Genomic DNA, 23,653 nt, shown 5'->3' on the forward strand with positions numbered 1-23,653 from the left:
AAATAACTAGTTACTTAATTCTCTTTTTAATACCTGTAATTTGTTGGCAATGGAAGCATTATATTGCTGATCGCCCATCCTTAGTATAAATCCACCGATGATGGCAGGATCCACTATATTTTCCAATACCACTTTCTTATTTGAAAGCGTTAATACTTTTGACAATACTTTGGCTTCCAACTCCGGAGTCATCGGGAAAGCAGTGGTTACCGTAGCTTTCTCCATGCCGTTCATTTCGTCAAAAAGCCGTCCGTATTCAGAAGCGATGGCGCTTAAGATTTCAAACCGCTTGTTTTCAAGTAACAACCTGAAAAGATTTTTGGTTACGCCGTTTACATCAGCAAAAATCTCAGAAACCGCTTTTTCCTTATTTTCAACTTTCGTGGTTGGGTTACCGATGAAAGTGGTCAGTTCTGCATTACCGGTAATGGTTGCTGCAATGGTATCCATATCATTGTTCACCTCATTAGCCACACCTTTTGAGTGCGCCAGGTCAAGGATCGCTTTCGCGTAACGGATTGCTGCTCTGCTTCCTGCCATGATTAGTTCAGTTTAGCGTCACCCAACATTTTCTCAACCAGTTTGGTTTGCGCTTCTTTGTTGGATAATTCGTCCTGTAATAATTTTTCTGCGATTTCAAGGGATAATGAAGATACTTTGGCTTTCAATTCGGCCATAGCAGCGTTTTTCTCGCTTTCGATAGCGGCTTTGGCCTGCTCGATCATTTTTAATCCGGCTGCCTGCGCTTCGTTTTTAGAATCCGCAATCATTTTATCTTTCATTTCACGGGCTTCTTTGATCATCGCATCGCGCTCAGCACGTGCCTGTTGCAAAGTCCTTTCGTTGTCTGCCTGAAGGTTCTGCATTTCTTTCCTTGCATTTTCTGCAGAAAGCAATGCGTTCCTGATACCTTCTTCTCTTTCATTAACAGCGTTCAGGATTGGTTTCCAGGCAAAAGCCCTTAAAAGAAATATCAATCCGACGAAGATCAGCATCTGCCAGAAGAACAAACCAAACGAAAAATCATCTACTAACTTTCCCATAATATTTATATAAGTAAATTATCTTTTTATTATCAATGTCATTTTTAAAACAAGGCTGCAACCAACCGTTACAGCCTGATGTTTTCTACTAGTTTTCAGCAACTGCGAACAATGCAGCAAAACCGATACCTTCAATAAGCGCCGCTGCAATAAGCATCGCTGTTTGAATTTTTCCTGTAGCTTCTGGTTGACGCGCGATAGCATCCATAGCTGATCCACCGATCTTACCGATACCGATACCAGCTCCGATAACTACTAAACCTGCTCCAACGATTCTAGGAATTTCCATAATATATGTATTAAAAATTAAACATTCTGTTTATAAATTATGAATTGTAACTTATGAATTACGCCCTTCGGATTCTTAATTCATGATTCTTAATTCATAATTAATGGTGTGCTTCTTCGTGGTGGTGTTCTTCAACAGCCGACCCGAAATATAAAGCGGATAACATCGTGAAAATATACGCCTGCAATAAGGCAACCAATATCTCAATGGTTGAAATCGCGAAGGAAAGCAGGAATGACAACGTTCCGCCAACCCAGCTTTTGAAAATGAAAATCAGTGCGATCAGACTCATCAATACGATGTGGCCTGCAATAATGTTCGCATACAAACGGATCATTAATGAGAATGGCTTGATCAATACCCCAAGCAATTCAATCGGTGCCAAAATGATTTTCATTGGAAGCGGCACGCCCGGCATCCAGAAGATGTGTCCCCAGTAATTCCTGTTGGCAGTAAGGTTTGTAATCAGGAAAGTGATGACAGCCAGACCGGCAGTGATGGCGATGTTTCCTGTAACGTTGATCCCCAGTGGTGTCAACCCGAAAATATTCAGGAACCATACGAAGAAAAAGATCGTAAGCAGGTAGCTCATATATCTTTTATAGTGCTTTTCACCAATGTTTGGGATAGCGATTTCATCACGAACGTACAATACAATTGGTTCGAAAATCCTTCCGAAACCCGAAGAAATACCCCCGTTCTTAGCAAATGATTTGCCAAGTCCTGCAAAAATAAAAAACATCAGGATGGCAACGACAAACATGGAAAGCACATTTTTCGTAATGGAAAAGTCCAGTTTCACCTGCTCGTTTGTCGGGTGGTGCTCATCTCCTGACAATTCAGCATCAGCACTTTCTACCTTATATATTTTCTCGTTGTGCCCTAACCTGTAGTAATTGCCGTTTGATTCGGCAACAGCATGGCCGTGCTCGAATTTTGAAGAGGAAAATATATGCAGGCCATTGTCCCAAAGGATAATAGGCAATGAGAAACCATAATGCTTGCCTTCTTTTTCATCAGAAAAAAGGGTAAACTCGTGAGAATCTAAAACGTGGTGGTTTTTGTAAGCGTCAATCTTTGATTTTAAATCAGTTGGCTCGTGGCCTTCATGTGAAGTTTCGCCGGCAACCGCTTCGTGTTGAACAGCTTCACCGTGGGTTTGTGTAGAATCGGCAACTGTGTTTGCAAAACCAAAAAACGGAAGTGCGGCAACAAGAACGGTGATTATGAATTGGTGTAATTTATTCGAAAACATCATACCTGATAATTATCTTAATTGTACTTCTGAAATTTGGTGCAAAGGTACATTTTTTATTTACACGCAAAAGCATATGAAAAATATTTTTTTGTTGAAATAACCGATTTGGAAACGTTTTATTGATTTTTGTTTAATAAACGTATCGTCAGGATTGTTTCTATTGCCAAAAAGAATAAAAATACGATAATGAAATTTCCTTTCTCGAAAGAGACTGAAGTTCCGGAACTGCTTAAGCCACTGTAGAAAAGCCCGAAGCACAAAGCCATTTCAACAAAAGTGAGTAACATAAAAAACTGCCCGACGCTGTGTACGCTGGAACCTTTAATGAAAACAGAGGTTAAGGTGATCGCTACGCAGCAGGCAGTGAAAAAACCATAAATGGTAAGGAGTGGAAAAGCAAATGCGGTTTCGGCTTGGGGGAATAACAGGTAAAACAAGCCTTTATGTATCAAAAATGCCATTGCTGAAATCATGAATGCCCATAAAACCGCGGAAAAATCTTTTATTTTCATTGATCCGACTTGTTAATGTCTTTCAGTTGCCTGTTGATATTGTAAAAGGCAATTCCAACTCCGGCAATCGTAAGCACCTTAACCCAAAGTCCATTTTCGTTGTGGTATTTGCCATCGAGCCATTTTCCGGCCCAGGCAAAAGCGAAAACGATAATCCCCATTTGTATGGGAATATTAATCAGTGCCAGCCATTTATTGGGCTTTCTCTTCGGGGTATTGTCTGGTGTCATTCGGCGGCTGGTTTTTGATATTGGGTTTCATAAGGCAGGACGCACTGAAGTCGGCGCCCGGTTCCACCGAAAGCTTGCCGCAAATCACTTCACCATGTATGCTCGCTTTTGATTTTACATTCAGGATTTCCGAGACCTGTATCTTGCCGTCAAAAATCCCTTCAATATCGGCATTTTTGCAGATGATATCGCCTTTAATGACACCGGCCGGACCGATTACGATTTTTCCTTTTGAAGTAAAATTCCCATGCAATTCGCCATCCAACCTGAAATCGGCTTGCGAAAGAATATCGCCTGTGATGGTAGTCCCTTCCACAATCCTGTTGGTCTTACCTAAAAGATCTGTATATGATTTTGGGCTTTTCTCAAACATGATTATTTCCCTTTTACAGGCGGAGCCGGTGGGTTTGGTGAATCTTCCGGATCATCAGAGTTCACGTCTACAGGTTGCGGTGGCTCCTGTTTTTTCGTTTTCTCATCTAAATCCCTGCGTTTTTGTTCAGCTTCGCGGATTTGCTGCTCGAGCAATTGTTGCTTTTTTTGTGCATCATCGCCTGATGGTGGCATGCTGCCTGGTGCTGGTGGCACTCCTTTTTGTGATGTCGGAGGATTCGCCTGTGATTGTCCCGCTTTTTCAGCTGGTTTATTCTTGTCCTGAGAAATCGGGGTAGGGCCTTGTGCTCTTGGGCCCGGTTTCAGGTATTCTTCAAGGTTTTTCTTGATCTGGACAATCTTGTAATTTTCATTTGAAATCACAATCGCCTTTAATGGGATGTTATAATCCTTGTAATCCCTGAGGATTGTGGCTATATCATTGGCTTTTTGTTCCGTCCCGATGCCGTGGATTACGATAAAGTTTTCAGTCATCGTGTAAACGTCCTGTGACAATGTCAGTTTTTCTGTGGTTCGCTCTGACGCGAATTTTTTCAGTTTATCTTCCACAGCTTTGGTTGCAGGCGTTTCCACATTACTGACCTTATAAATAATTTTCCAGCTCAGTGGTTCCGCTGCATCAAACTGCAATTGTTCCAATGCCGGAATATCCTTCGCAATCATCGCCTCGGCCTGTTTGCCTTCTTCTACATTCGGATAATTCAAGGCGACATAGTTAAGCGCTTTTCTATATTCAGCCAATCCTTTGAGTTTCCCGATGACAGCCGCCTTAAGCAATTCCATTTTGGGTACGATCTCTTCACCGGTGAATTGTTCAGTAGCTTTTTCCAGGCCTTCAAGCGTTTGTATAAACTGGCCGTCATCATACATTTTATAAAGGTTCTTGTACGCTAGTTCAGGAGAAAGTGCGGCGCTGTTTGGATCTGTAGTGCCATTCTTCAGGATTTGCGCATACCTTGATTCCGGGTATTGGCTGATGATTTTGTTTTTCATCGCTTCTGCCTTTGGTTTGTCAATGATTTCATAAATCTTGAAAAGATGGTACATTGATGGCAAAACCAGCCTTTCTTCAGGCTTATTCAACAAAAGTTGCTCCAGTTTTGACGCTGCCAATTGATATTCCTTGAATTTTTCCTTATAAATTATACCGAGCTGGTAATAGGCAAAATTGCGCTCCTTCGCCAGGCTGTCCAGCAGTTTCTTGTCTTCCGGAAGTTGTTTGAGATAAAAATCGGCCGTATACCTTTCATCGATTTTATCCTTTTTAGCATCTCCTGAAAGGCTGTCCTTGCTGTTCGAAGCATCATTTTTCTTATCGCTGTCAGACTCTTTTGATGAGGAAATGCGCCAATTGTCTTTTAATCCGCGGCTGCCCCATTTTTTCTTAAACTCCAGTTTCCCGTAAGCTACTGTTGAAGGGTTGTAAAAGTAGAATGCATCGTTCTTTCCGGCTGTAGTTTTCGTAATATCGCTGCCGCCCTTATTTGCAAGCGTTTTTTCATTCAGTTTGTCATTTGTTTTTCCCTGTACGCCAGATCCCGGAGCTGATGGCAATCCCGGTGATCTTTTGCTGTTCACAGGATCAATCACATCGTCATTGCTGCTGGCATTCCTGGCCAGGCGCTCCGCTTTTTCCTGTGCGGCTTTTTCGGCAGCGGCTTTTTCAGCATCTGATTTTTTCAGCCTGACGATATAATCTTCGTAAAAACTTTTTCTGTCTGCTGGAGATAATGATACCACATTGAGGATACTGTCATGGTGCTGTGCAATGCCTTCATACTTGATGACATCGGCGAGGTTTTCGCGCTTGTTTTTAATGTAGCGGTATTCCCGTGTTTTCGGCATAAGCCTGGTCAGGGTACTGTCGTAGTACTGTCCTGCCTGCTGGTACTTTGCATTATCAAAATAAATCTTGGCCAGGTTCCTGTAATTGGAAGCCATCAGGTATTGGTCCTGGGATTTGGTGCGCAGTGATTTATTGTAGTATTTAACAGCTTGTTTCCTATTCGTTTTCTTGTCATAAAACAAAGCCATCTGATGGTTCAGTACATCGAGGAACGGCCTGTTTTCCCTGTCGTCCATCAGTTTTTTATACTTTTTCAGGAACGCTATCGTATCGCCTTTTGCAAAATCAAACTGAGCTGCCTGCCTTGCATGCGCCTGGATAATATAACGCCGCGGAGAATTGCGCTTCATGTCGATGATCGTCTGGAATGCTGCGTAAGCGCTATCCTTTTCTCCCGCCTCATCATACAATTGGCCGAGGATAAAAGTATACCTTGCTTTTTCTTCTTTGGATTTGGTGAGTTCCCGTGCATCTTTCAGCCTTGCCCTTGCGCTGTCACGCTCTTCCATATTCAGGAAAGCCTGTGCCAGTGTGGCATTCACGTCAGCATAAACCTGTTGCTTGAGTTTGGTTTTAAGCTTGATGTCAATCAGCAGTTTCTTGAGGTTTTTCACGGCCAGCGCATCATTGTCCATACGCATATTGGTGCGCTCTCGCCAAATTTTGGCCTCATAAATCTTGTCGCTTTCCGGATATTTGTAAAGTATGTAATTGAATGCCTCGAGGGCCGGTACATAACGCTGGTCATAATAACGCGCTTTCCCTAAAAGCAGGTGCGCTTCGTCCATCTGCGGGTTTTTCTCCTTGCCGTCAATATTCATGGAACGTTTCTGGATGGCTTTGGTGGCTTTTTCTTCTGCCCTTGCGAAGTTCGCGTTGCGGTTTTGTCCCGGAAGTATATTCTCGGCGCTGACCTGCATGCGCTCTACCGGCAGGATTTCCCAGAAATTGTCTGTATAGGTGAGTTTCACATCTTCAATCCCTTTATCCAGGGCGATGTTCCCGTTGTAAAGCACATTGTATTCAGTATTGAGCGCCTGCCATTTCCGGTTTACCCATTTGTCTTTTTTGGTCGAACAGGCAAACAGTAACACCACAAAAAGCAGGGAAAATATATATCGTAAGTCGTTATTCTTCAATTTCAAAACGTTTTTAGGCATAACTTCCAAAAGCTATTTTTAGTATACAACCGGTAAAAATACGTTTCTTTTTGATATGAGGAAAAATTTGGGTGGTTTTTAGTTTGTTTGGGTTTTGGGCACCTCCCGTTATTGCTTCCTGCGTCGCAATAACGGGAACGGGCTGTCCGCTATATCTTTTTTAACCCTGCGGGATTAAAAAAGGATGCCGCTTCCATCCCTGGCGCAAATCTTCCTAAAAATGAAAAAAGCCCTCAAATTGAGGGCTGTCATCTATATTGCAAAGAATGCCTCAAGTTCTTTCAGGGTTTCTTCCGAAGTAACAATGTCTTTCACAACTTCGCCTTTATTCAATACCACAATCCTGTCCGAAACCTCAACGGTGTGCATCAGGTCATGGCTTGAAACCAGGATGGTTACCCTTGGGTCATCGGCCAGTTCCTTGATGATTTTCTTGAGTCGGAATTGCGTCGTCGGGTCCAGGTTTGCAAAAGGCTCGTCGAGCACGATCACATCGGGATTGCCGATCAGTGTAGCGATGATGCCTACTTTCTTTTGGTTTCCTTTTGAGAAATCCCTGATGTATTTCTTGCTTTTCAGGATTTCACCGTTGAAGAATTCATCGTGTTTTGCCAGTAATGCATCGACATCGGCTTTGTTCTGCCCGCGCAATTCCCCGATGAAATAAAAATATTCCTCCGGTGTCAGGTAACCGATCAGGAAACTTTCGTCAAGGAACGATGCCGTAAACGTTTTCCATTTTTCATTGGTATTGATCTGGATGCCTTTTGTCGTGATATGGCCTGTAGAAGGCTCGATCAAATCGAGCAATAAACTGAAAAAGGTCGTTTTTCCGGCGCCATTGTTTCCCACCAGGCCGAAACTTTCACCCTGGTTAATGACAAGATTTTCTATTTTAAGGACACGTTGCCCGTTGTATGATTTTGAAAGATTGGTAACTTGTATCATGGTTTGTGTGGTTTAATTTTTTTGTTTGTATGCGTCTAAAGTGGCGTATTTTTCGGTTTTGTATATTTTTTCAATCATGGAAAACACCTTATTCCTGAAAACGAGGCCCAAAATGCCCATTGCGGCCACAAAAACAAGTCCTAAATCCGGGCTGTAAATCGCGGATCCAAGGAAATAAAGCAGTATCGGCAGTAATAATTTCGGCATCGAAATGAGCATCGTTTTTACATTAAACGCTTTCTTGTCCCCAAAAGCACCTTTGGTGCTTGACAGGTCTATAGGTGTTTTTGTAAATGCCCCGCCGAGCAGCACCAGGTGCGAATTGAACCCAATGTTGAAAATAGCGCCCACCACAATCATCATGTAAATGTGCCATCCGAAATACAGGTAAAACGAGGCCAGCAAGGTGGAAACACAGGTTGCGATTACGATCAGCCACCATTTCGCCTGCAGGTATCCTTTATAGGGGATGTTCTGTGTCATCATTAACGGATAATAGGAACTGTCCCAGCTCGGCACGAACTGCCCGAAAGTGAACAGGAACCCACCCGTTACAAAGATCCCGGCAAACATGTGCATCACCGGATTGTCATACGTTTCAATCCCTCCGGAGAAAAACAACAGTCCGTAAAACAGGAACAATACACTCATCATGACCGTAGTCTTGGAGCGTTTGTTGCGCTTGATCAGCCTGATGTCATTTTTCATAAATGTCCCTATGGTCCCGAATTGGTTAAGCCAGTCAAACTGCTCCGTTTTCGCCACAGCATGTTTTGCGGCAAGTCCGGCATCGAGGTACAGGTTTTTCATCAGGTATTTGTGTGTGATGATATATAACGCCGCCACGGCGGCCAATGGCAACGCAAACATCCAGCCTGAAGTGTACAACCCATCAAAAAATACTGCCGTATAGGCCGTGATATCAAACAAATCATAATATTGCGAAGCGCCTAAAGCCGCAACAACCACAAGGAAAATCGCAAAAAGGTTGTCCTTGTTATTCAGCAGGATGTTCAGGAAGTTGTTGCAATATAAAAGGCACAAGATGGACAAATGCCACAGCAGCACGCCGCTTACATCATAACCTTCCCTTAAAAGCACAATAGTAAACGGCACAAAAAGGAAAGCGTGGATCAGGTTAAAAAAAGACAGCATCGTTTTGCCGATAGAAAAATTGACGATTATCGGCCTTTTTATGGGCAATATCAGCATCGGACGTATGTTCATCACGGGGATTTTCTGCAGCAGCAGCCTGATAATCAAGTCAAAAATAAAATAATAGACAATCATTTTATTGAGGAGCGTCAGCGGATCAAGCTTCATTTCATCGCGCACGGCATAAAATCCTCCGATACCCGCTAAAAGAAATATCGAAATCATGTAAATCGCCATAAATCCCATGAAGATCTTCAGCGCAAGGTTCGTCGCGAAGGAAGCCGACCTTATGAACGACTTCCATTCGAGGTAAAGAAATTTTCCAATCATGTAGTTTTGGTTTTGGTTATTGGGAGTGAGTTGCTAAAATAAGAAAATGTTACACTTTTGCGACGGAATATTCGGGATACATTTCCGTAAGGTAGTGTTTTGCCTTTAGCGGAATTAAAACCACGACCACATACACCAGCAGGGAATAGACGACGAGCGATGACGCAGCGATCCACAGTGCCGTATTGCTTTGAAAAACCGTACTGTCGTACATCCTGCTAACGGCCTGCAGCGGAAAAAAAAGAAACGCCGAAATGCTCCCGTAACGGTTGATGATATCTTCAAAAAGCCATTTTTTTTCAGGTTTTGCCTTGTTCCGGTTCCGGATTGCGGCTGCAATAATTTTGATGTACAAAATAAGGGTAATGCCCAAAAGCAACGTTGCGAAGTGATTTCTCGCCAAAGGATTAGTTTCAGTACATAAAACAACAGCACTACCGCCATTGCCGACAAGGCGATTTTAGGGAGTTTGAAAAACGTGACGAAGTGCTTCCACACCATTTTATGGTATTTTTTCGTCAAAGCGGCCTGCCTGCTTTCGATGACATCCATAAACCCGAAAATGCCGAACTTCCTGAACTCGGCCTGCAGCGCGTGATCGAAGGTTAGTGTTGGATTTTCAGCCATCACCGCTTCAATAGCGTTGGCGAGGTGGTCTACGAGTTCCGACTGTACGTCGTAATATTCCACGTAATGTTGTTTGGTGAAATCGTAAAGATGCTGTATTTGCTGGTCGTTGAGTGTCATTTTACTATAGCTGTAAGGTAAATTTTGTTGGTGTAAAACTGCCTGAGGTTGTACAGGGTGTAAAATATATATCCGATACTGATATAGCTGCTTATGGCAATGCCTACCGCGCTGAAGTCTTCAGAGAATAGCGTCAGGAAATACGAAGCCTGGTATAAGCTTGCCATCAGAAACCCGCTTCTTTCAATATAATAAAACCGCTTTTTGGTAACGGCATACACCAGCAGTTGGGGAGAAAGGACAATGGCCATCCAAATGAGCGGAAAGATATAAAAACTGCCATCCATGCTAAAAGCCTCGGTTTGCGAACGGAAAGTTACCGTCAGTAGAAAGAAATTCAGCAAGGCAAAAACAATCATCCAGGGTTTTTTCAAAAAGTCGAAATAGTGCCTTGCGACCACCATCGACGAAGTCCCGTTGCGCCTGTTCATTTTCATCAGCTCTTTCTTATGCTGTACCATGTAATCTTTGAATAAGATAAGGAACTCCCCGCCGGTTTCGGTCATTTCCGCCTCGATTGCTGTTGCGATGTGGTCGGTCATTTCAGAGCGTATGTCTGCATAAATCACGTCTGAATTCCTCAGGTATTTGTCGATAAATTCAATGTTTTCAGGTGTGAGCGCCATCAGAATTCAAGGTTTGGTTTTACTAATGTCTGCATGTTCCTTATAAAAGACTCGAGTTCCGAAAGCAGGTTTTGCGTTTCGGCAGTGCCTTTTGATGTCAGCCGGTAATACTTGCGCGGGCGGTTGCCTACTTTCTCGAATTCGACTTCAAGCAATCCATCGGCTTCGAGCTTATGTAATGCCGGATAAAGCGCGCCTTCGGTAATATTGAGTTCGCCGGTGGTGATCGCTTTCACCTTTTGGGTAATCTCATAACCATACATCCTGCCATTTTCCTGCAGCAGTTTCATGATGATGGTGGTGAGGCTTCCTTTATATAATTGGGAGTTTTTCATAGTGGTAAAATTACGAGGCTAATATACATAAGATTTTTATACATAAACAAATTATGTATTATAAATTTCAAAAGTAACTTTCACGACGCTTTATCGTTTAGTATCTTTGCAAAAAAAGAACTTTACATGTCCTCATTTTATAAATTACAGATTAAAGAAGTAAAAAGGGAAACTGAAAATGCGGTTTCCGTACTTTTCAATATCGCTGATGAATTAAAGCCAAACTATAAATTTACCGCCGGGCAATACATCAACCTGAAGCTGACGCTTGACGGAAATGAAATCCGCCGCGCCTATTCCTTATGCTCTTCACCCGACAGCGGCGAATTGCGTATCGCCGTAAAATCTGTAAAAAACGGGACTTTCTCCCCGTTTGCAAACAAGACATTAAAAGCCGGCGACATCCTTGAAGTGGGCACTCCGGAAGGAAAATTTACCTTTGAGCCACAAGCCGGGAAAAGGAAAAATTATGCAGCCTTTGCCGCAGGAAGCGGGATCACGCCGGTGATGAGCATCCTTAAATCGGTGCTGCTCAGCGAGCCTGACAGTACCTTTGTGCTGGTTTACGGAAATAAGACACCTGCCGAAACGATCTTCCATCAGGAACTGCACGACCTGCAATTACAATATGTAGGGCGCCTCATGGTGCATTATGTGTACAGCCAGGCAAAAGTGGAAAATGAATTGTTCGGCCGGATTGAAAAATCCACGGTGAATTTCATCCTGAACAACAAATATAAAAATGTCGCTTTCGATAAATTCTACCTTTGCGGCCCCGAGGAAATGATCAACACGGTTTCGAATGTCCTGAAAGAACACAACATCCCTGAAAAGGACATTAAATTCGAGCTTTTTTCCACGACACTTACCAAAGACAATATCGACCATCCGCTCGAAGGCCATACGAAAATCACCGTGCTTGTCGACGACGAGGAAACGACTTTTGAAATGTCGAAAAAGCAGACGCTGCTTGACGCGGCTTTAAAACAAGGTTTGGATGCGCCATATTCCTGCCAGGGCGGCATCTGCAGTAGCTGTCTCGCCAGAATCACTTCGGGAACGGCAGAAATGAAGAAAAACGCCATACTTACCGACAGTGAAATTGCCGACGGATTGATCCTGACATGCCAGGCACATCCTACTTCTGCAGAAATTTACGTGAATTACGACGACGTTTAGGAAAGTTAGCAGTCGCAGTTTTCAGTATGCAGTTGCCAGCTACCGCCCAACGACATTTCTTTCAGCGATTTGACTTAAAGCTCCATCCCAAAGCAACTTTCGTTTTTTCAGGGATTCGATTGTAGCCTGTTCTGCTTCTTTCCAAAACTGACTTTCCGTACCACAAAGGTTTGATGTCATCTGGATGGCAAGGTGGCTGTGATGGTCACCATCAACTTCAATATGCCTTTCGAGATAATACTTAAAGATGGAAATGCTGTTAGGAAAATGTTGGTGGATGTCATTTACGATTGAAATAAACATACCCGGAATCAGGTCTTCACGCCCGAAGGTAAAAACCGCTGATTGGAGATAATCCTTGTCGCTTTCGATAACCTCAAAAGTATAATTCACAAAATCACGCGCTTCTTCTGGCGTTCCCGAGGCCGCAAATGCTACTTCCAAATCACCAGAATCCTTCAGCACACTTATAAATTTTCCAATTTCTGAGGTGTCAGCTCCGCACTGCTGCATAGCATCAAGATACAATTCGAAATGGCTTTTCCGTACACCTTCCGGATCAACATCAGATTCCTCCCCTGCGACAATCTCATTGATCAGGTAACGCGTTTCAGCATCGCCTTTGGGAAACCAAGGCACACTCGTACAGGTTAAATTATTCTGCAATGCCTTAAGTAAAGACATAAAATCCCAAACCGCATACACGTGGTATTGCATGAAAATTTTCAGGTCTTCTATATCCTTAATAGCGGCATACACTGGATGGCTGATGATTTCCTGTCGCAATTGCGTGATACTGTCCTGTATCTGTTCTATCTCTTTTCTCATATTTTCACTGTTGTCTTTCATACGGCTCAAACTGCCAACTGCGACTGAATACTGCTCACTATAACCGAAGGCGCAATCGTCCGCATGGCATCCTCATACCCTTCCACTTTTTTATTTCCATATACTGATGTCGGGATTTTCGGGAATTGATTGCGGTCGGCGGTCAGGGCGTTTTCCATTTTTTGGTTGAAAGGCAAAAATCCTGCATAGGGGTGCGTGGCGCCCCAGAGTGTAATGACTTCCACGCCGAGCATCGCTGCAATATGTGCATTCCCGGAATCCATGGAAAGCATGATATCGAGGTGGCTGATGAGCTGCAGTTCCTGTTTGAAATTGATTTTTCCGGCAACGACAATGATGTTCTTCCTGTTTTGGGCAAACGCTTCCAGTTTATTTACTTCATCCTTTCCGCCAAAAAGAAAAAGTTTGTGATTGTGGTTTTCAGAAAGTTGGTCAATAACCTGTTGCATCAAATCTGCAGGGTAGACTTTTGAATCATATTGTGCATAAGGCGCAATACCGATCCATTTTCCTTCTTTTTTTCCGGTTACTGAAAGCAATTCTGAAGTGAATTCCGGTTTTTGGGGGAATTTCGGGTTTGATAAATTTACCGGAAAACCCAATTGACGGAACACTTCCGCATGGCGTTCGAACATCGTTGGCAACGGCTCGAAGATTTTATTTTCAGGTCGGATTAATGCTTTTTTTGCGGCGCGGGCTTTATCGACAAATGCCGTTTTTTTGCCGCTTAAAGCAAAAAGGGTTCGGATAATTTTAGAGCGCAAAACGTTATGTAAGTCGGCAAAAGCGTCGATATTCAATTTTTTCAAATCCCCGAATAACCGCAGCAATCCGAAAAAATCTTTGTGCCGTTGCTTGTCATCAAACTCGAAAAATGAAAGATTGGGGATGCCGTCAAAAAAAGGCCTGAAGAATGGCCGCGAAATGACCGTAATACTTACTTCGGGATATTGTTGAGAAAACGCGCGAAGCACAGGTACCGTCATCGCGACGTCACCCATTGCGGAGAGCCTCATTACGGCGATATGTTTGATGGGTTTCAAGGTTAAAGGGTCAGGGTCAGGGCTTGGGCTTGGGTATACTGGTTTCTTGTGCCTTGTACCCTGCGCCATGTACCTATTTTTTATTCTGGTACAACACTGGATTCAAATCGTCGTCGTTGTACATCTTCATTTGTTTGTACACTTTCATGAACTTGTCGCCGTTTTCGATATCTTTCAGTAAATCATCGATGGCTGTTGATAAATCTGTGCGCTGCTCCAGCAAAACATTGAGTTTTTCCTGACATTTGTCGCGGTGTTCCTGCGTGGCTTCCCCGCGGGTGGCTTCTTCCTGCATGTGGTAGATCTTCAATGCCAGGATGGACAACCTGTCAAACGCCCAGGCCGGGCTTTCAGAATTGATTTTTGCGGTTTCTTTTACCTTGACACCGCTGTATTTCTGTAAAAAATAACTGTCGATGTATTCTACCATGTCCGTACGCTCCTGATTTGACGCGTCAATCCTTCTTTTCAATGTTAAAGCTGCAACGGGATCAATTTGCGGATCACGGATGATGTCTTCAAAATGCCATTGCACGGTATCGATCCAGTTTTTCATGTACAACAAATGTTCGAATTTATCTTTCGGGTACGGATTGTTTATCGGCTGGTCCACGCTGTCAAACTGGTGGTAGTCCCTGATACTTTGCTCGAAAACGGAATAGGCTAGTTTTGAAAACATATTTTTGATTTTAAAAGGCAAAGATACTTTTTATACTTTTACGTTTTGAAAAAAAGTCCGAAAGTCCGAAAGTCCGAAAGTCCGAACCCTGTACCCTAAACCCTGCACCACTTATGCAAATCCACTACATATCCGAAGCCAACAGCGTCCTGAATCATTTCCTGGGCCAGATTCGAAACATACATGTGCAGAAAGACAGTATGCGTTTCCGCAGGAATATTGAGCGTATCGGGGAAATCATGGCATATGAGCTCAGTAAGGACCTGGTGTATAAAAATGTGGAGATCACAACGCCTTTAGGGATTAAGAAAACGACTGAAATCGCAAATGAACTGGTGTTGTGTTCGATCCTGCGCGCGGGTTTGCCATTGCATTTGGGATTTTTAAATTATTTTGATGCGGCGGAAAACGGATTTGTTTCAGCCTATCGTCACCACCACAATAACGGCGATGATTTTACCATCAAGGTGGAATACCAGGCCGTCCCGAATATCGAAGATAAAACGTTATTGCTCATCGATCCGATGCTTGCTACAGGACATTCGATGGTGGCGGTTTTCAATACGCTCCTGGAAAAAGGCAACCCAAAGGAAATCCATATTGCCGTCGTGATTGCCGCTCCTGAAGGCGTGGCTTACTTAAAGGACCAGTTGCCTGACAACTGTCATTTATGGGTCGCCACTCTGGATGAAAAACTCAACGGGAAAAACTACATTGTCCCAGGATTGGGCGATGCCGGCGATCTGGCTTACGGCAGTAAATTATAACTGGGCGAAAAACGAAAATAAGCTTGTCGCGGCCAAAATCAGCATGGCAACTTCCCTTACTGTAGTCATTTTCAGGTTTTCAATATAGCTTGTCGCCATAATCGACAACGGCATGAACGTATACACCAAAAGGCTGTTGTCTTTGCCCGGAGAGATTATGAAAACGACCACCGCTATCACAAAACCAAAAAGCACTTTTTTGTATGAAGCGTGTAAAATCAACGGCTTTGAAGGCAAAGAGATCAACTGCGCGCCAAAGAACAGGAATGCGATAGCAGCGAAAACCGAAAATGCGATGTTCTCCGCCTTATTCGTGAAATACGAAAAGGTCAAATCGATTTGTGATTGATTGATTACATCGTCAATCAGGCTCCTGTCAAAAATGATCGCAATCATAAGGTACGTCACACTCACCCCAAAAAAAGCGATGTACGGTAATATCCAATTCCGGTAATCGCGCGACACATGGAAAAACACGGAAATAAATACCAGTAGGATAAACAATATCGCCCAAAAATGGAACAAGGCCGCAACGAAAATCCACAGCGAGGCATCGAATATTTTTTCCTTTGGCGTAATCAACGATTGCAACGATACGAGCCTGCGCATGGCTAAAAGCAGGAAAAAATTAGACACGACAATCTTTGAATCCAGCAATACCGACGGAAACAAAATCAGGAACAGGAAGAAAAACAGGAACGGGTAAGTACTGTCCTTGCTGAGGCCGTTCCTTTTGGTCACAAAATTCGTAATGAACAGCGAGCTGATCAATATCCCCAGAAAAGCAGCTTTTTTAGCCAACACCAAACCGAAATCAATGCCAGTCAGGTGGGTTGACTGGATCATTATGAAGCATATTATCAGCAGCCCTGTGACCAAAATATAATTAAATGGCCTCGATTTGCTAAAAATAGTTGTTATCATGCGGATATTTTATATTTTTGTGGCTGTAAATATAATACTTGAAACCATGTTTAAAGCATTTTTTGAAGCCATCCAGTTCCTTTTTGTGGACATCCTTTTCAAACCGCTTGACCTTTTGAGGCATTTGGAATTGAAAAGCTGGTATGGTTGGTGGATTTCGAACGGCGTGAGCTGGATCCTTATGGGAATTTGTGCTTACTATACTGTTTACTGGATTAAACAATTACAGCTTCACAAAGAAAACGGAGAAGAAAACCAGGATACTACCGCGCATTCGTTCTTAAACAAATAAGTCGAAACCGATATCCTTCCTATAATACATCTTATCAAAATGTAGTTTCGCTATATTTTGGTAAGATTTTTTTATGGCCTCATCGAAGTTGTCGCCGTAAGATGTAATCGCAAGGACACGTCCTCCGTTGGTAACCACTTCCCCGTTTTTCTCAGCTGTTCCTGCATGGAAAACAATCGAATCCTCAATCATTTCCAACCCGCTGATGATTTTTCCTTTCTCGTAATCTTCAGGATAACCGCCGGAAACGACCATAATGGTCGTGGCGCTGCGCTCGTCAATCTCCAAAGGGAAATCCTCAAGCTGCTGGTTCGCCACAGCAGTAAACATAGCCACCAGATCGGATTTCAGCCTCGGGATGACGACTTCCGTTTCCGGATCGCCCATACGCACATTGTATTCAATCACCATGGGCTCGCCTTTCACATTGATCAATCCGATAAATACAAAACCCTTATATGGGATGTCATCTTCCTGTAGCCCAGCAATCGTAGGCTTAACAATGTGTGTTTCTATTTTTTCCAATAATACCGCATCGGCAAAAGGAACCGGTGACACTGCGCCCATTCCACCCGTATTCAATCCGGTGTCGCCCTCCCCGATACGTTTGTAATCTTTTGCGGTGGGCAGGATCTTATAATTTTTGCCGTCGGTGATTACAAAGCAACTCAGCTCGATGCCATCCAGGAATTCCTCAATCACGACTTTCGTACTGGCGTTCCCGAACTTTTTATCGACAAGCATGTTGTGCAGTTCCCTTTTGGCTTCAGCAAGATCATGGATGATTAAAACGCCTTTTCCTGCTGCCAGTCCGTCGGCTTTTAAAACATATGGCGGCTGCAAAGTTTCGAGGAATTCCCATCCTTGCGCCACGGTTTCAGCAGTAAAGCTTTCATAAGCAGCGGTTGGGATGTTGTGTTTCACTAAAAACTCCTTCGCAAATTCCTTACTGCCTTCGAGTTGCGCGCCGATTTTCGACGGCCCGATCACCGGTATATGTTCCAATGCTTTATCATCACGGAAAAAATCAAAAATACCGTGCACCAAAGGGTCTTCGGGACCTACCACGACCATGTCCACATCTTCCTGGAGCACAAAGTTTTTGATGGCTTCGAAATCTGTCGGGTTTATCGAAACGTTCTTCGCAATCGAAGCGGTTCCGGCATTTCCCGGCGCCACAAAAAGCGCATCGCATAAAGGGCTTTGAAGCATTTTCCATGCCAGTGCGTGTTCTCTTCCGCCGGAACCTAAAAGTAAAATCGTCATAATATTGTGTTTAGTTGTGTGCCGCAAAAATAGGCTGTTTTACGCTCAAAAAATAATATATTTGTTGAAAACCCCGCCGCTTGAAGTTATTCGACCTTACCTTAAAACTGAACGGTTTCCCGATGAAGGAAGCAAAGGCCGAATTGGATAAAATCATCCGCCTGAACGACGAACAGCATCATGCTTTCATTGAAAATAAAAAAAGGGATATTGCAGAATTCCATTTAAAGCACAATGCTTTTTACCGGAATTTAAACACTTCCGCAGAATATACTTGGTGGAAAAATCTGCCGGTGCTTACAAAGAAAAATCTTCAGGTCCCTTTACAACAAAGGCTTTCTGAGGGTTTCCCAGAAACAAAAGTTTACATCAACAAGACTTCCGGTTCCTCGGGCGACCCTTTTATTTTTGCAAAGGACAAATACAGCCACGCACTGACCTGGGCTTCCAATATTTACCGTTTCGGATGGTATGGCATCGATTTCAACGAGGCGCTACAGGCAAGGTTTTATGGTATTCCGCTTGACTTTATGGGCTATAAAAAAGAGCGGCTTAAAGATTGGCTGGCGCACCGTTACCGTTTCCCGATTTTTGACCTTTCGGATAAAGTGCTTGACGATTTTCTGAAGCATTTCCGCACCAAAAAATTCGACTACATCAATGGATATACGAGTTCAATCGTTTTGTTCGCCAAATTTCTGAAACGCAAAAACATCCTTTTAAAAGACATTTGCCCAACGTTGAAAGTCTGCATGGTGACTTCTGAAATGCTTTTTGACGATGATAAAAACCTGTTGGAAACACAATTTGGGTGTCCGGTTGTCAATGAATACGGGGCTTCGGAACTGGATTTGATTGCTTTCCAGAATCCGCAGGACGAGTGGCAGGTGAACGCCGAGACGCTTTTTGTCGAAATCCTGGACGAGCATAATAATGTCCTGCCTTACGGAGAAGAAGGACGCATCGTCATCACGTCGCTGTTCAATAAGGCGCATCCGTTTATCCGTTATGATATAGGCGATATCGGGATCCTGGATGAAAAAAGTACGCTGAAAAAACCTTTACTCAAAAAACTCGTTGGCCGTACAAATGATATTGCGTTATTGCCAAGCGGCAAAAAATCCCCGGGACTGACATTTTATTATGTCACCAAAAGCATTATCGAAGATGACGGTAATGTCAAGGAATTCATCATCATCCAAACCAAAAAAGATACTTTTGAAATTGATTACGTCAGCGAAAAAATACTGGCTCCTGAACAGATTGCAAAAATTGAAGCAGCCATCGCACAATATCTCGAACCCGGATTGCATTTTACCTTCAACAGGAAAACGACACTGGAACGCAGCAATCGGGGGAAACTCAAACAATTCCGCAGCTTGCTATGACTTTTTGACGTAACGCGGCTTGACCAACAGCTGTACCACCAGGAAAATCGCCATGCAGGCTAATGCCGCGATGACATTCAACCGATGGAAGTCTCGGTATACGGCATAATTGTATTGCAGTAAATTCATTTTTGAAGACGACACCGATTTTGTCCTGATCCTGTATACAGCAAGGCTTTCCGGAACAGGTTTCGCATACTTCAGCTTTTTGAGGATGGTGAGCCATACGATCCAGTCCTGCCGTTTTTTTATGGATGAAACGGGGATTTTGCCGAAATAATCGCTGTCGTAAATCCCGGTCAGGTTGCCGACGTAATTGCAAAAGAAAAGCTGCTTGTAAGACAATGTTTCCGGGGCTTCGACACGTTGGTTCATCAAATCGCCGTTTTCATCCATGCAATCATAAAAAGTGAAAGTGAAATGCTGGCCCGATTGCGCCATGAAACGGATTTGCTTTTCCAGTTTTTCAGGTTTCCAGAGGTCATCGGAATCAAGGAAGGCGATGTATTTTCCGGCCGCATGGTTCAGGGAATGGTTTCGGGCCACACCCGGCCCTGCATTCTGCGGAAGCGTAAAAAGCTTTATCCGGCTGTCTGCTTTTATGAAAGCGTTGATGATTTCCACCGTGTCGTCCGTGGAGCAATCATCGGTAATCAGCAGCTCCCAATGCAAAAAGGTCTGTTCCTGGACAGAGCGTATGGTTTGGGTAATAAACGAAGCGGAATTGTAAGATGGCGTGATGATGCTGACGACCGGCCTTTCCATCTTAATAGGCTTTATCTTCTCCTTTGAAGATGTTGACAACAGTTTGCACGATAATTTTCAAATCCAGCAGCAGCGACCAGTTTTCGATATAAAAAACGTCAAACTTAATCCTGTTGATCATATCGTCATCGGTTTCGATTTCACCACGGAAGCCGCGAACCTGAGCCAGTCCGGTAATGCCCGGTTTAACATAATGGCGCATCATGTATTTCTTGATTTTGTTCCCGTATGCTTTATTTTGTGACCAAAGGTGTGGCCTTGGCCCTACGACCGACATGTCACCGAGCAATACATTGAGGAACTGCGGCATTTCATCTACGCTGGTCTTGCGCATGAATTTCCCTATTTTGGTCACCCGCGGGTCGTTTTTAGACGCTTCCCTTTCTGTGGTTTTGTTGATTTTCATCGAGCGGAATTTGTAGCAGAAAAATTCCTTTTCATCTATTCCCGGCCTTCCCTGCTTAAAGAATACAGGCCCTTTGGATTCCAGTTTGATGATGATCGCTAAAATCGGGACGAGCCACGAGAGCAGGCCCAGGATGACGAACAGGGAGAAAACAATGTCGAAAGCCCTTTTGAATATTTTGGTTGCGGGATCATGCAGGATCGTTTTTTTGAGCGATAAAACCGGGAACATCTCATAGTAATCCATTTTCAGGTTTTTTGAGAAAATTTCCTTTGAATCCGGGATAAACTTGATCGTTTTGTTGTTTTCATCGGCAAAGTCCACGATATCCCTTACTTGTTCGTTGCTCATTTCGTTCAGTGAGCAATAAATTTCATCGACGTTATGCTCGAGCACAAATCCTTTGAGGTTGTCGATTTTACCGGTGATGTTCTGGTTGGTTTTCTTATCTGAAAAATAGCCCATAAAACGGTATCCGTAATCATTCCTGACCTCGAATAATTCCTTAAGCCGTATGGCTTCTGGCGTATAGCCAATGATTACTGCGCTGCGGAAATTGCTTCCGGTGACAATCCTGTATTTTTTCAGATAATAGAAAAGCAGGAACTTGAATATTGTAATCAGTGCAAAGCTCCAGATCATGAAGATGGCAATCGCATTTCCGCTGAAAATGACATTTTTCGAAAACGGAAAAAAAGCAATGACAATCAGGGTAAATATGACGCCCTGTTTGACCAGCCTTGAGAGGATTTCAACCGGGGTCGTAAAACGGTACACTTCATAAAATTTTACGAAATACGAAATGATGAACCAGCCCAGTGTCTGGTAAGCAATATAATACAGCGTATTGAGATTCAGTTCCCTGAAGAAAAACAGGCACAATACATTGATGACCAATAGGTCGATAGCGACACTAATGGGGCGTATGTATTTTGAGTATCTACCTGTGTGGGCTGCGGTCATTTTAATGTATAAATCCCGTAAAGTCTTTGTGTTCTTCCTTAAGGAGTTCTTCAGAAGATAACGATTTAAAATAGTCGTAGGTTATTTTCATACCCTCTTCCCTGTTTACTTTAGGTTCCCAACCTAAAATGGCTTTGGCTTTCGAAATATCCGGCTGGCGTTGCAGCGGATCATTTACAGGCAGCGGATGGTACACTACTTTTTGTTTTGTACCGGTAAGTTTTATGATTTCTTCGGCAAAATCCTTTATCGTAATTTCATCCGGGTTCCCGATATTCACGGGAAGTGCATAATCAGACTGCAGCAGCCTGTATATTCCCTCTACCTGGTCATCGACATAACAGAAGGAACGCGTCTGCATGCCATCACCGAAAATGGTCAGGTCCTCGCCCCGCAATGCCTGCCCGATAAACGCTGGGATAACCCGCCCGTCGTTGAGTCGCATCCGTGGTCCATAGGTATTGAAAATCCTCACGATCCGTGTTTCGACATTATGGAACGTATGGTAGGCCATCGTGATGGATTCCTGGAACCGCTTGGCTTCATCGTAAACGCCACGCGGGCCAATGGTATTAACGTTTCCGTAATAATCCTCAGTCTGTGGATGTACCAGCGGATCCCCATAAACTTCTGATGTCGACGCAATCAAAATCCTGGATTTCTTGACCCTGGCCAATCCAAGGAGGTTGTGGGTACCTAAGGAACCCACTTTGAGCGTCTGGATAGGAATCTTAAGGTAATCGATCGGGCTTGCCGGTGAGGCGAAATGCAGGATATAATCCAATCTCCCGGGAATGTGTACGAATTTAGTAATGTCGTGATGGTAAAATTCAAAGTCTTTATGACCGAATAAATGCTGGATATTTTTAAGGTCTCCGGTAATCAGGTTATCCATTCCAATGACATAATATCCTTCTGAGATAAAACGATCACAAAGATGCGATCCTAAAAAACCTGCCGCGCCGGTAATGAGTATTCTTTTCATAGTTTTTTATTCTTTATCCCGGGATTTTAGCGCAATCCCTGAATTGAAAAGGCAATAGATCGCTGCAAAAAACACCACACCCCTTTGCCTTGCGAGGAATGATTCGGTCAAAAATAAACTTATCATTAGAATTGCGAAAGAAATATGCACAAAATCTTTGGTTTTAAAGGCGTTTTTTAAATTCACAAATACGATGATAAGCAGCAGCAGGAATCCAAAAACGCCTGTTTCGGCAAACAGCTGTACATATTGGTTGTGGAAATTCTTTTTCTGGTAGCCTTCGTTTTCCCCATTTCCTGAGAAAACCGTGTGCTCCAATCCTTTCTGCTCAATCCTGAAATCGGTCGCATTGAGTCCGTAACCCGTAAAAAAAATGTCATCTTCATGAAGCATTTCAGTAAAAATCCTGAATTGGTACACCCGGAAAGCCGCTCCGGGGAAATATTCATTTTGCTCAAAATGCTCTTTTTCCCACGCTTGTTTGATGCTGACGTTATACACTTTACCCTGGGGGCCAAAATCCGTATTGATAGTGCCTTCCTGTTGGTTCGATTTAAACTCGACAAGAAACCTGTCCCTGATCTTACTGGAAAACAGCATCGTGGCCGATAGCAGCACTAAGAGTCCCAGCGTAATCCATTTTATCTTCTGTGTGGCCTTGAAGTAAAAAATCTCATAGAAGATCATGAGTACCACCAGCATCAAGATGACATTCTTCGAAGATAATAAAACGATAAAAATGGCCAACAAGAACATAGCCAGTTTATCAAAAGTACGTTTTTCATTTTTTGTGAAAAACCAGAAAAATGCCAGCGCGGCGTAAATCGATACGTGTATCGCGTTTACATCCTCTGTTACCAGCTTATGATAAAAGAACGTTGAAAAATCATTGGTTTCTATATAGTTTACCAATGCCTTTACCAGGTAAAATATACAGTAAAGTAATATTCCATAACTGTAGAACATCATGATTTTTCGCTTCTGGTTCAGCGAATACCTGGGTCCTATGATAAAACAGGCGGGCAAAACCAACAGCGGCAGGACCTTGGATATGGCCCGTGTGGTGGCTTCCTTATCGTGGCTCCAGATGATGGAGGCGGCCATGAGCAGGTACAATAAAACCGGATAAACCAGCGCCCTTTCTATACGGATATTGGCCTTTTTACAGCAGATGATTGTCACCAGAGCGAAAAGCCCCACGGCAATCCCGTTTACGGCATACGGCATAGGAATGGAAAGCAGGGAAAGGATGAGGAACAAAAAAGGCGGGTTGCG

Annotated in this window: 26 protein-coding genes; 4 read left to right on the top strand and 22 right to left on the bottom strand. The window is 43.4% G+C overall.

Annotated elements, in window-relative coordinates; genetic code table 11:
* Positions 1-6: 6 nt before the first annotated feature.
* The 13 genes from atpH to HYN49_RS03630 all read right to left on the bottom strand — a co-directional run bounded on the left by atpH (position 7) and on the right by HYN49_RS03630 (position 10,872).
* Positions 7-540 (bottom strand): ATP synthase F1 subunit delta, encoded by a 534-nt coding sequence (atpH, locus tag HYN49_RS03570; RefSeq protein ID WP_108902841.1) that lies wholly within the window; start codon positions 538-540, stop codon positions 7-9.
* Between the two features lie 2 nt (positions 541-542).
* A complete protein-coding gene (locus HYN49_RS03575; RefSeq protein WP_108902842.1) occupies positions 543-1,043 on the bottom strand; it encodes a F0F1 ATP synthase subunit B in 501 nt (166 codons plus the stop codon).
* 88 nt (positions 1,044-1,131) lie between these two features.
* Entirely contained in the window at positions 1,132-1,332 is a 201-nt protein-coding gene (gene atpE, locus HYN49_RS03580; RefSeq protein ID WP_181369001.1) for an ATP synthase F0 subunit C, read from the bottom strand.
* A 100-nt stretch (positions 1,333-1,432) separates the two neighbouring features.
* Positions 1,433-2,590 (bottom strand): F0F1 ATP synthase subunit A, encoded by a 1,158-nt coding sequence (atpB, locus tag HYN49_RS03585; RefSeq protein ID WP_108902844.1) that lies wholly within the window; start codon positions 2,588-2,590, stop codon positions 1,433-1,435.
* A gap of 116 nt (positions 2,591-2,706) precedes the next feature.
* A complete protein-coding gene (locus tag HYN49_RS03590) occupies positions 2,707-3,102 on the bottom strand; it encodes a hypothetical protein (protein WP_108902845.1) in 396 nt (131 codons plus the stop codon).
* A complete protein-coding gene (locus HYN49_RS03595; protein WP_108902846.1) occupies positions 3,099-3,332 on the bottom strand; it encodes an AtpZ/AtpI family protein in 234 nt (77 codons plus the stop codon). Before HYN49_RS03595 ends, HYN49_RS03590 begins: the two co-directional genes overlap by 4 nt.
* Positions 3,295-3,705: a bactofilin family protein gene (locus HYN49_RS03600; protein WP_108902847.1), complete on the bottom strand. Its 411-nt coding sequence runs from the start codon at positions 3,703-3,705 to the stop codon at positions 3,295-3,297. Before HYN49_RS03600 ends, HYN49_RS03595 begins: the two co-directional genes overlap by 38 nt.
* A 2-nt stretch (positions 3,706-3,707) precedes the next feature.
* On the bottom strand, positions 3,708-6,710 hold the full coding sequence (gene porW / locus HYN49_RS03605; protein ID WP_245892244.1) for a type IX secretion system periplasmic lipoprotein PorW/SprE: 3,003 nt from the start codon (positions 6,708-6,710) through the stop codon (positions 3,708-3,710).
* Between the two features lie 273 nt (positions 6,711-6,983).
* Entirely contained in the window at positions 6,984-7,679 is a 696-nt protein-coding gene (locus HYN49_RS03610) for an ABC transporter ATP-binding protein (protein WP_108902848.1), read from the bottom strand.
* 12 nt (positions 7,680-7,691) lie between these two features.
* Positions 7,692-9,164, bottom strand: coding sequence for a DUF5687 family protein (locus HYN49_RS03615; protein ID WP_108902849.1), 1,473 nt, complete (start codon positions 9,162-9,164; stop codon positions 7,692-7,694).
* A gap of 114 nt (positions 9,165-9,278) precedes the next feature.
* A complete protein-coding gene (locus tag HYN49_RS15075; RefSeq protein ID WP_146185045.1) occupies positions 9,279-9,911 on the bottom strand; it encodes a hypothetical protein in 633 nt (210 codons plus the stop codon).
* Positions 9,908-10,537, bottom strand: coding sequence for a hypothetical protein (locus tag HYN49_RS03625; RefSeq protein WP_108902851.1), 630 nt, complete (start codon positions 10,535-10,537; stop codon positions 9,908-9,910). The genes HYN49_RS15075 and HYN49_RS03625 overlap by 4 nt, the downstream gene beginning before the upstream one ends.
* Positions 10,537-10,872: a PadR family transcriptional regulator gene (locus HYN49_RS03630; RefSeq protein WP_108902852.1), complete on the bottom strand. Its 336-nt coding sequence runs from the start codon at positions 10,870-10,872 to the stop codon at positions 10,537-10,539. Before HYN49_RS03630 ends, HYN49_RS03625 begins: the two co-directional genes overlap by 1 nt.
* Before the next feature lie 126 nt (positions 10,873-10,998).
* Between HYN49_RS03630 and HYN49_RS03635 the strand changes: the two genes are divergently transcribed.
* Positions 10,999-12,051, top strand: a complete 1,053-nt coding sequence (locus tag HYN49_RS03635; RefSeq protein ID WP_108902853.1) for a ferredoxin--NADP reductase — start codon at positions 10,999-11,001, stop codon at positions 12,049-12,051.
* 39 nt (positions 12,052-12,090) lie between these two features.
* On the opposite strand, the gene HYN49_RS03640 is transcribed toward HYN49_RS03635, so the two are convergent.
* The 3 genes from HYN49_RS03640 to HYN49_RS03650 form a co-directional block, all read right to left on the bottom strand.
* Positions 12,091-12,879 (bottom strand): DUF3050 domain-containing protein, encoded by a 789-nt coding sequence (locus HYN49_RS03640; protein ID WP_108904939.1) that lies wholly within the window; start codon positions 12,877-12,879, stop codon positions 12,091-12,093.
* A gap of 26 nt (positions 12,880-12,905) precedes the next feature.
* The gene (locus HYN49_RS03645; protein ID WP_108904940.1) at positions 12,906-13,916 is read right to left on the bottom strand and encodes a glycosyltransferase family 9 protein; all 1,011 of its coding nucleotides are present in this window, start codon (positions 13,914-13,916) and stop codon (positions 12,906-12,908) included.
* A 100-nt stretch (positions 13,917-14,016) separates the two neighbouring features.
* Positions 14,017-14,622 (bottom strand): DUF4254 domain-containing protein, encoded by a 606-nt coding sequence (locus HYN49_RS03650; RefSeq protein ID WP_108902854.1) that lies wholly within the window; start codon positions 14,620-14,622, stop codon positions 14,017-14,019.
* Positions 14,623-14,735: 113 nt separating this feature from the next.
* Between HYN49_RS03650 and upp the strand changes: the two genes are divergently transcribed.
* Positions 14,736-15,389, top strand: a complete 654-nt coding sequence (upp, locus tag HYN49_RS03655; protein WP_108902855.1) for a uracil phosphoribosyltransferase — start codon at positions 14,736-14,738, stop codon at positions 15,387-15,389.
* Here the strand turns inward: upp and HYN49_RS03660 are convergent.
* Positions 15,384-16,313 (bottom strand): DUF6427 family protein, encoded by a 930-nt coding sequence (locus HYN49_RS03660; RefSeq protein WP_108902856.1) that lies wholly within the window; start codon positions 16,311-16,313, stop codon positions 15,384-15,386. The two genes, upp and HYN49_RS03660, sit on opposite strands and share 6 nt — an antisense overlap.
* A 46-nt stretch (positions 16,314-16,359) precedes the next feature.
* Here HYN49_RS03660 and HYN49_RS03665 point away from each other — a divergent pair, with 46 nt between their 5' ends.
* Positions 16,360-16,605, top strand: coding sequence for a DUF6341 family protein (locus HYN49_RS03665; RefSeq protein WP_108904941.1), 246 nt, complete (start codon positions 16,360-16,362; stop codon positions 16,603-16,605).
* Here HYN49_RS03665 and purD read toward each other — a convergent pair.
* The gene (gene purD, locus HYN49_RS03670) at positions 16,594-17,871 is read right to left on the bottom strand and encodes a phosphoribosylamine--glycine ligase (RefSeq protein WP_108902857.1); all 1,278 of its coding nucleotides are present in this window, start codon (positions 17,869-17,871) and stop codon (positions 16,594-16,596) included. The genes HYN49_RS03665 and purD overlap by 12 nt on opposite strands.
* A 122-nt stretch (positions 17,872-17,993) precedes the next feature.
* Between purD and HYN49_RS03675 the strand changes: the two genes are divergently transcribed.
* On the top strand, positions 17,994-19,259 hold the full coding sequence (locus tag HYN49_RS03675; RefSeq protein ID WP_108904942.1) for a phenylacetate--CoA ligase family protein: 1,266 nt from the start codon (positions 17,994-17,996) through the stop codon (positions 19,257-19,259).
* Here the strand turns inward: HYN49_RS03675 and HYN49_RS03680 are convergent.
* The 4 genes from HYN49_RS03680 to HYN49_RS03695 are packed head-to-tail and all read right to left on the bottom strand — an operon-like array spanning position 19,254 to position 23,638.
* On the bottom strand, positions 19,254-20,063 hold the full coding sequence (locus HYN49_RS03680) for a glycosyltransferase family 2 protein (protein WP_317045868.1): 810 nt from the start codon (positions 20,061-20,063) through the stop codon (positions 19,254-19,256). The genes HYN49_RS03675 and HYN49_RS03680 overlap by 6 nt on opposite strands.
* The gene (locus tag HYN49_RS03685; RefSeq protein ID WP_108902859.1) at positions 20,026-21,393 is read right to left on the bottom strand and encodes an undecaprenyl-phosphate glucose phosphotransferase; all 1,368 of its coding nucleotides are present in this window, start codon (positions 21,391-21,393) and stop codon (positions 20,026-20,028) included. Before HYN49_RS03685 ends, HYN49_RS03680 begins: the two co-directional genes overlap by 38 nt.
* Position 21,394: 1 nt before the next feature.
* Positions 21,395-22,378: a UDP-glucuronic acid decarboxylase family protein gene (locus HYN49_RS03690; RefSeq protein WP_108902860.1), complete on the bottom strand. Its 984-nt coding sequence runs from the start codon at positions 22,376-22,378 to the stop codon at positions 21,395-21,397.
* 6 nt (positions 22,379-22,384) lie between these two features.
* Complete coding sequence (locus HYN49_RS03695; RefSeq protein ID WP_181369002.1) at positions 22,385-23,638, bottom strand: O-antigen ligase family protein; 1,254 nt, start codon at positions 23,636-23,638, stop codon at positions 22,385-22,387.
* Between the last annotated feature and the right edge of the window lie 15 nt (positions 23,639-23,653).

The sequence above is a fragment of the Flavobacterium pallidum genome, from assembly GCF_003097535.1.
Taxonomy (GTDB): domain Bacteria; phylum Bacteroidota; class Bacteroidia; order Flavobacteriales; family Flavobacteriaceae; genus Flavobacterium; species Flavobacterium pallidum.

What these genes read in the sequence shown, in the direction of transcription:
- atpH (WP_108902841.1), bottom strand. Translation starts at nt 540, where the DNA reads ATGGCAGGAAGCAGAGCAGCAATCCGTTACGCGAAAGCGATCCTTGAC.
- HYN49_RS03575 (WP_108902842.1), bottom strand. Translation starts at nt 1,043, where the DNA reads ATGGGAAAGTTAGTAGATGATTTTTCGTTTGGTTTGTTCTTCTGGCAG.
- atpE (WP_181369001.1), bottom strand. Translation starts at nt 1,332, where the DNA reads ATGGAAATTCCTAGAATCGTTGGAGCAGGTTTAGTAGTTATCGGAGCT.
- atpB (WP_108902844.1), bottom strand. Translation starts at nt 2,590, where the DNA reads ATGATGTTTTCGAATAAATTACACCAATTCATAATCACCGTTCTTGTT.
- HYN49_RS03590 (WP_108902845.1), bottom strand. Translation starts at nt 3,102, where the DNA reads ATGAAAATAAAAGATTTTTCCGCGGTTTTATGGGCATTCATGATTTCA.
- HYN49_RS03595 (WP_108902846.1), bottom strand. Translation starts at nt 3,332, where the DNA reads ATGACACCAGACAATACCCCGAAGAGAAAGCCCAATAAATGGCTGGCA.
- HYN49_RS03600 (WP_108902847.1), bottom strand. Translation starts at nt 3,705, where the DNA reads ATGTTTGAGAAAAGCCCAAAATCATATACAGATCTTTTAGGTAAGACC.
- HYN49_RS03610 (WP_108902848.1), bottom strand. Translation starts at nt 7,679, where the DNA reads ATGATACAAGTTACCAATCTTTCAAAATCATACAACGGGCAACGTGTC.
- HYN49_RS03615 (WP_108902849.1), bottom strand. Translation starts at nt 9,164, where the DNA reads ATGATTGGAAAATTTCTTTACCTCGAATGGAAGTCGTTCATAAGGTCG.
- HYN49_RS15075 (WP_146185045.1), bottom strand. Translation starts at nt 9,911, where the DNA reads ATGACACTCAACGACCAGCAAATACAGCATCTTTACGATTTCACCAAA.
- HYN49_RS03625 (WP_108902851.1), bottom strand. Translation starts at nt 10,537, where the DNA reads ATGGCGCTCACACCTGAAAACATTGAATTTATCGACAAATACCTGAGG.
- HYN49_RS03630 (WP_108902852.1), bottom strand. Translation starts at nt 10,872, where the DNA reads ATGAAAAACTCCCAATTATATAAAGGAAGCCTCACCACCATCATCATG.
- HYN49_RS03635 (WP_108902853.1), top strand. Translation starts at nt 10,999, where the DNA reads ATGTCCTCATTTTATAAATTACAGATTAAAGAAGTAAAAAGGGAAACT.
- HYN49_RS03640 (WP_108904939.1), bottom strand. Translation starts at nt 12,879, where the DNA reads ATGAGAAAAGAGATAGAACAGATACAGGACAGTATCACGCAATTGCGA.
- HYN49_RS03645 (WP_108904940.1), bottom strand. Translation starts at nt 13,916, where the DNA reads ATGAGGCTCTCCGCAATGGGTGACGTCGCGATGACGGTACCTGTGCTT.
- HYN49_RS03650 (WP_108902854.1), bottom strand. Translation starts at nt 14,622, where the DNA reads ATGTTTTCAAAACTAGCCTATTCCGTTTTCGAGCAAAGTATCAGGGAC.
- upp (WP_108902855.1), top strand. Translation starts at nt 14,736, where the DNA reads ATGCAAATCCACTACATATCCGAAGCCAACAGCGTCCTGAATCATTTC.
- HYN49_RS03660 (WP_108902856.1), bottom strand. Translation starts at nt 16,313, where the DNA reads ATGATAACAACTATTTTTAGCAAATCGAGGCCATTTAATTATATTTTG.
- HYN49_RS03665 (WP_108904941.1), top strand. Translation starts at nt 16,360, where the DNA reads ATGTTTAAAGCATTTTTTGAAGCCATCCAGTTCCTTTTTGTGGACATC.
- purD (WP_108902857.1), bottom strand. Translation starts at nt 17,871, where the DNA reads ATGACGATTTTACTTTTAGGTTCCGGCGGAAGAGAACACGCACTGGCA.
- HYN49_RS03675 (WP_108904942.1), top strand. Translation starts at nt 17,994, where the DNA reads ATGAAGGAAGCAAAGGCCGAATTGGATAAAATCATCCGCCTGAACGAC.
- HYN49_RS03685 (WP_108902859.1), bottom strand. Translation starts at nt 21,393, where the DNA reads ATGACCGCAGCCCACACAGGTAGATACTCAAAATACATACGCCCCATT.
- HYN49_RS03690 (WP_108902860.1), bottom strand. Translation starts at nt 22,378, where the DNA reads ATGAAAAGAATACTCATTACCGGCGCGGCAGGTTTTTTAGGATCGCAT.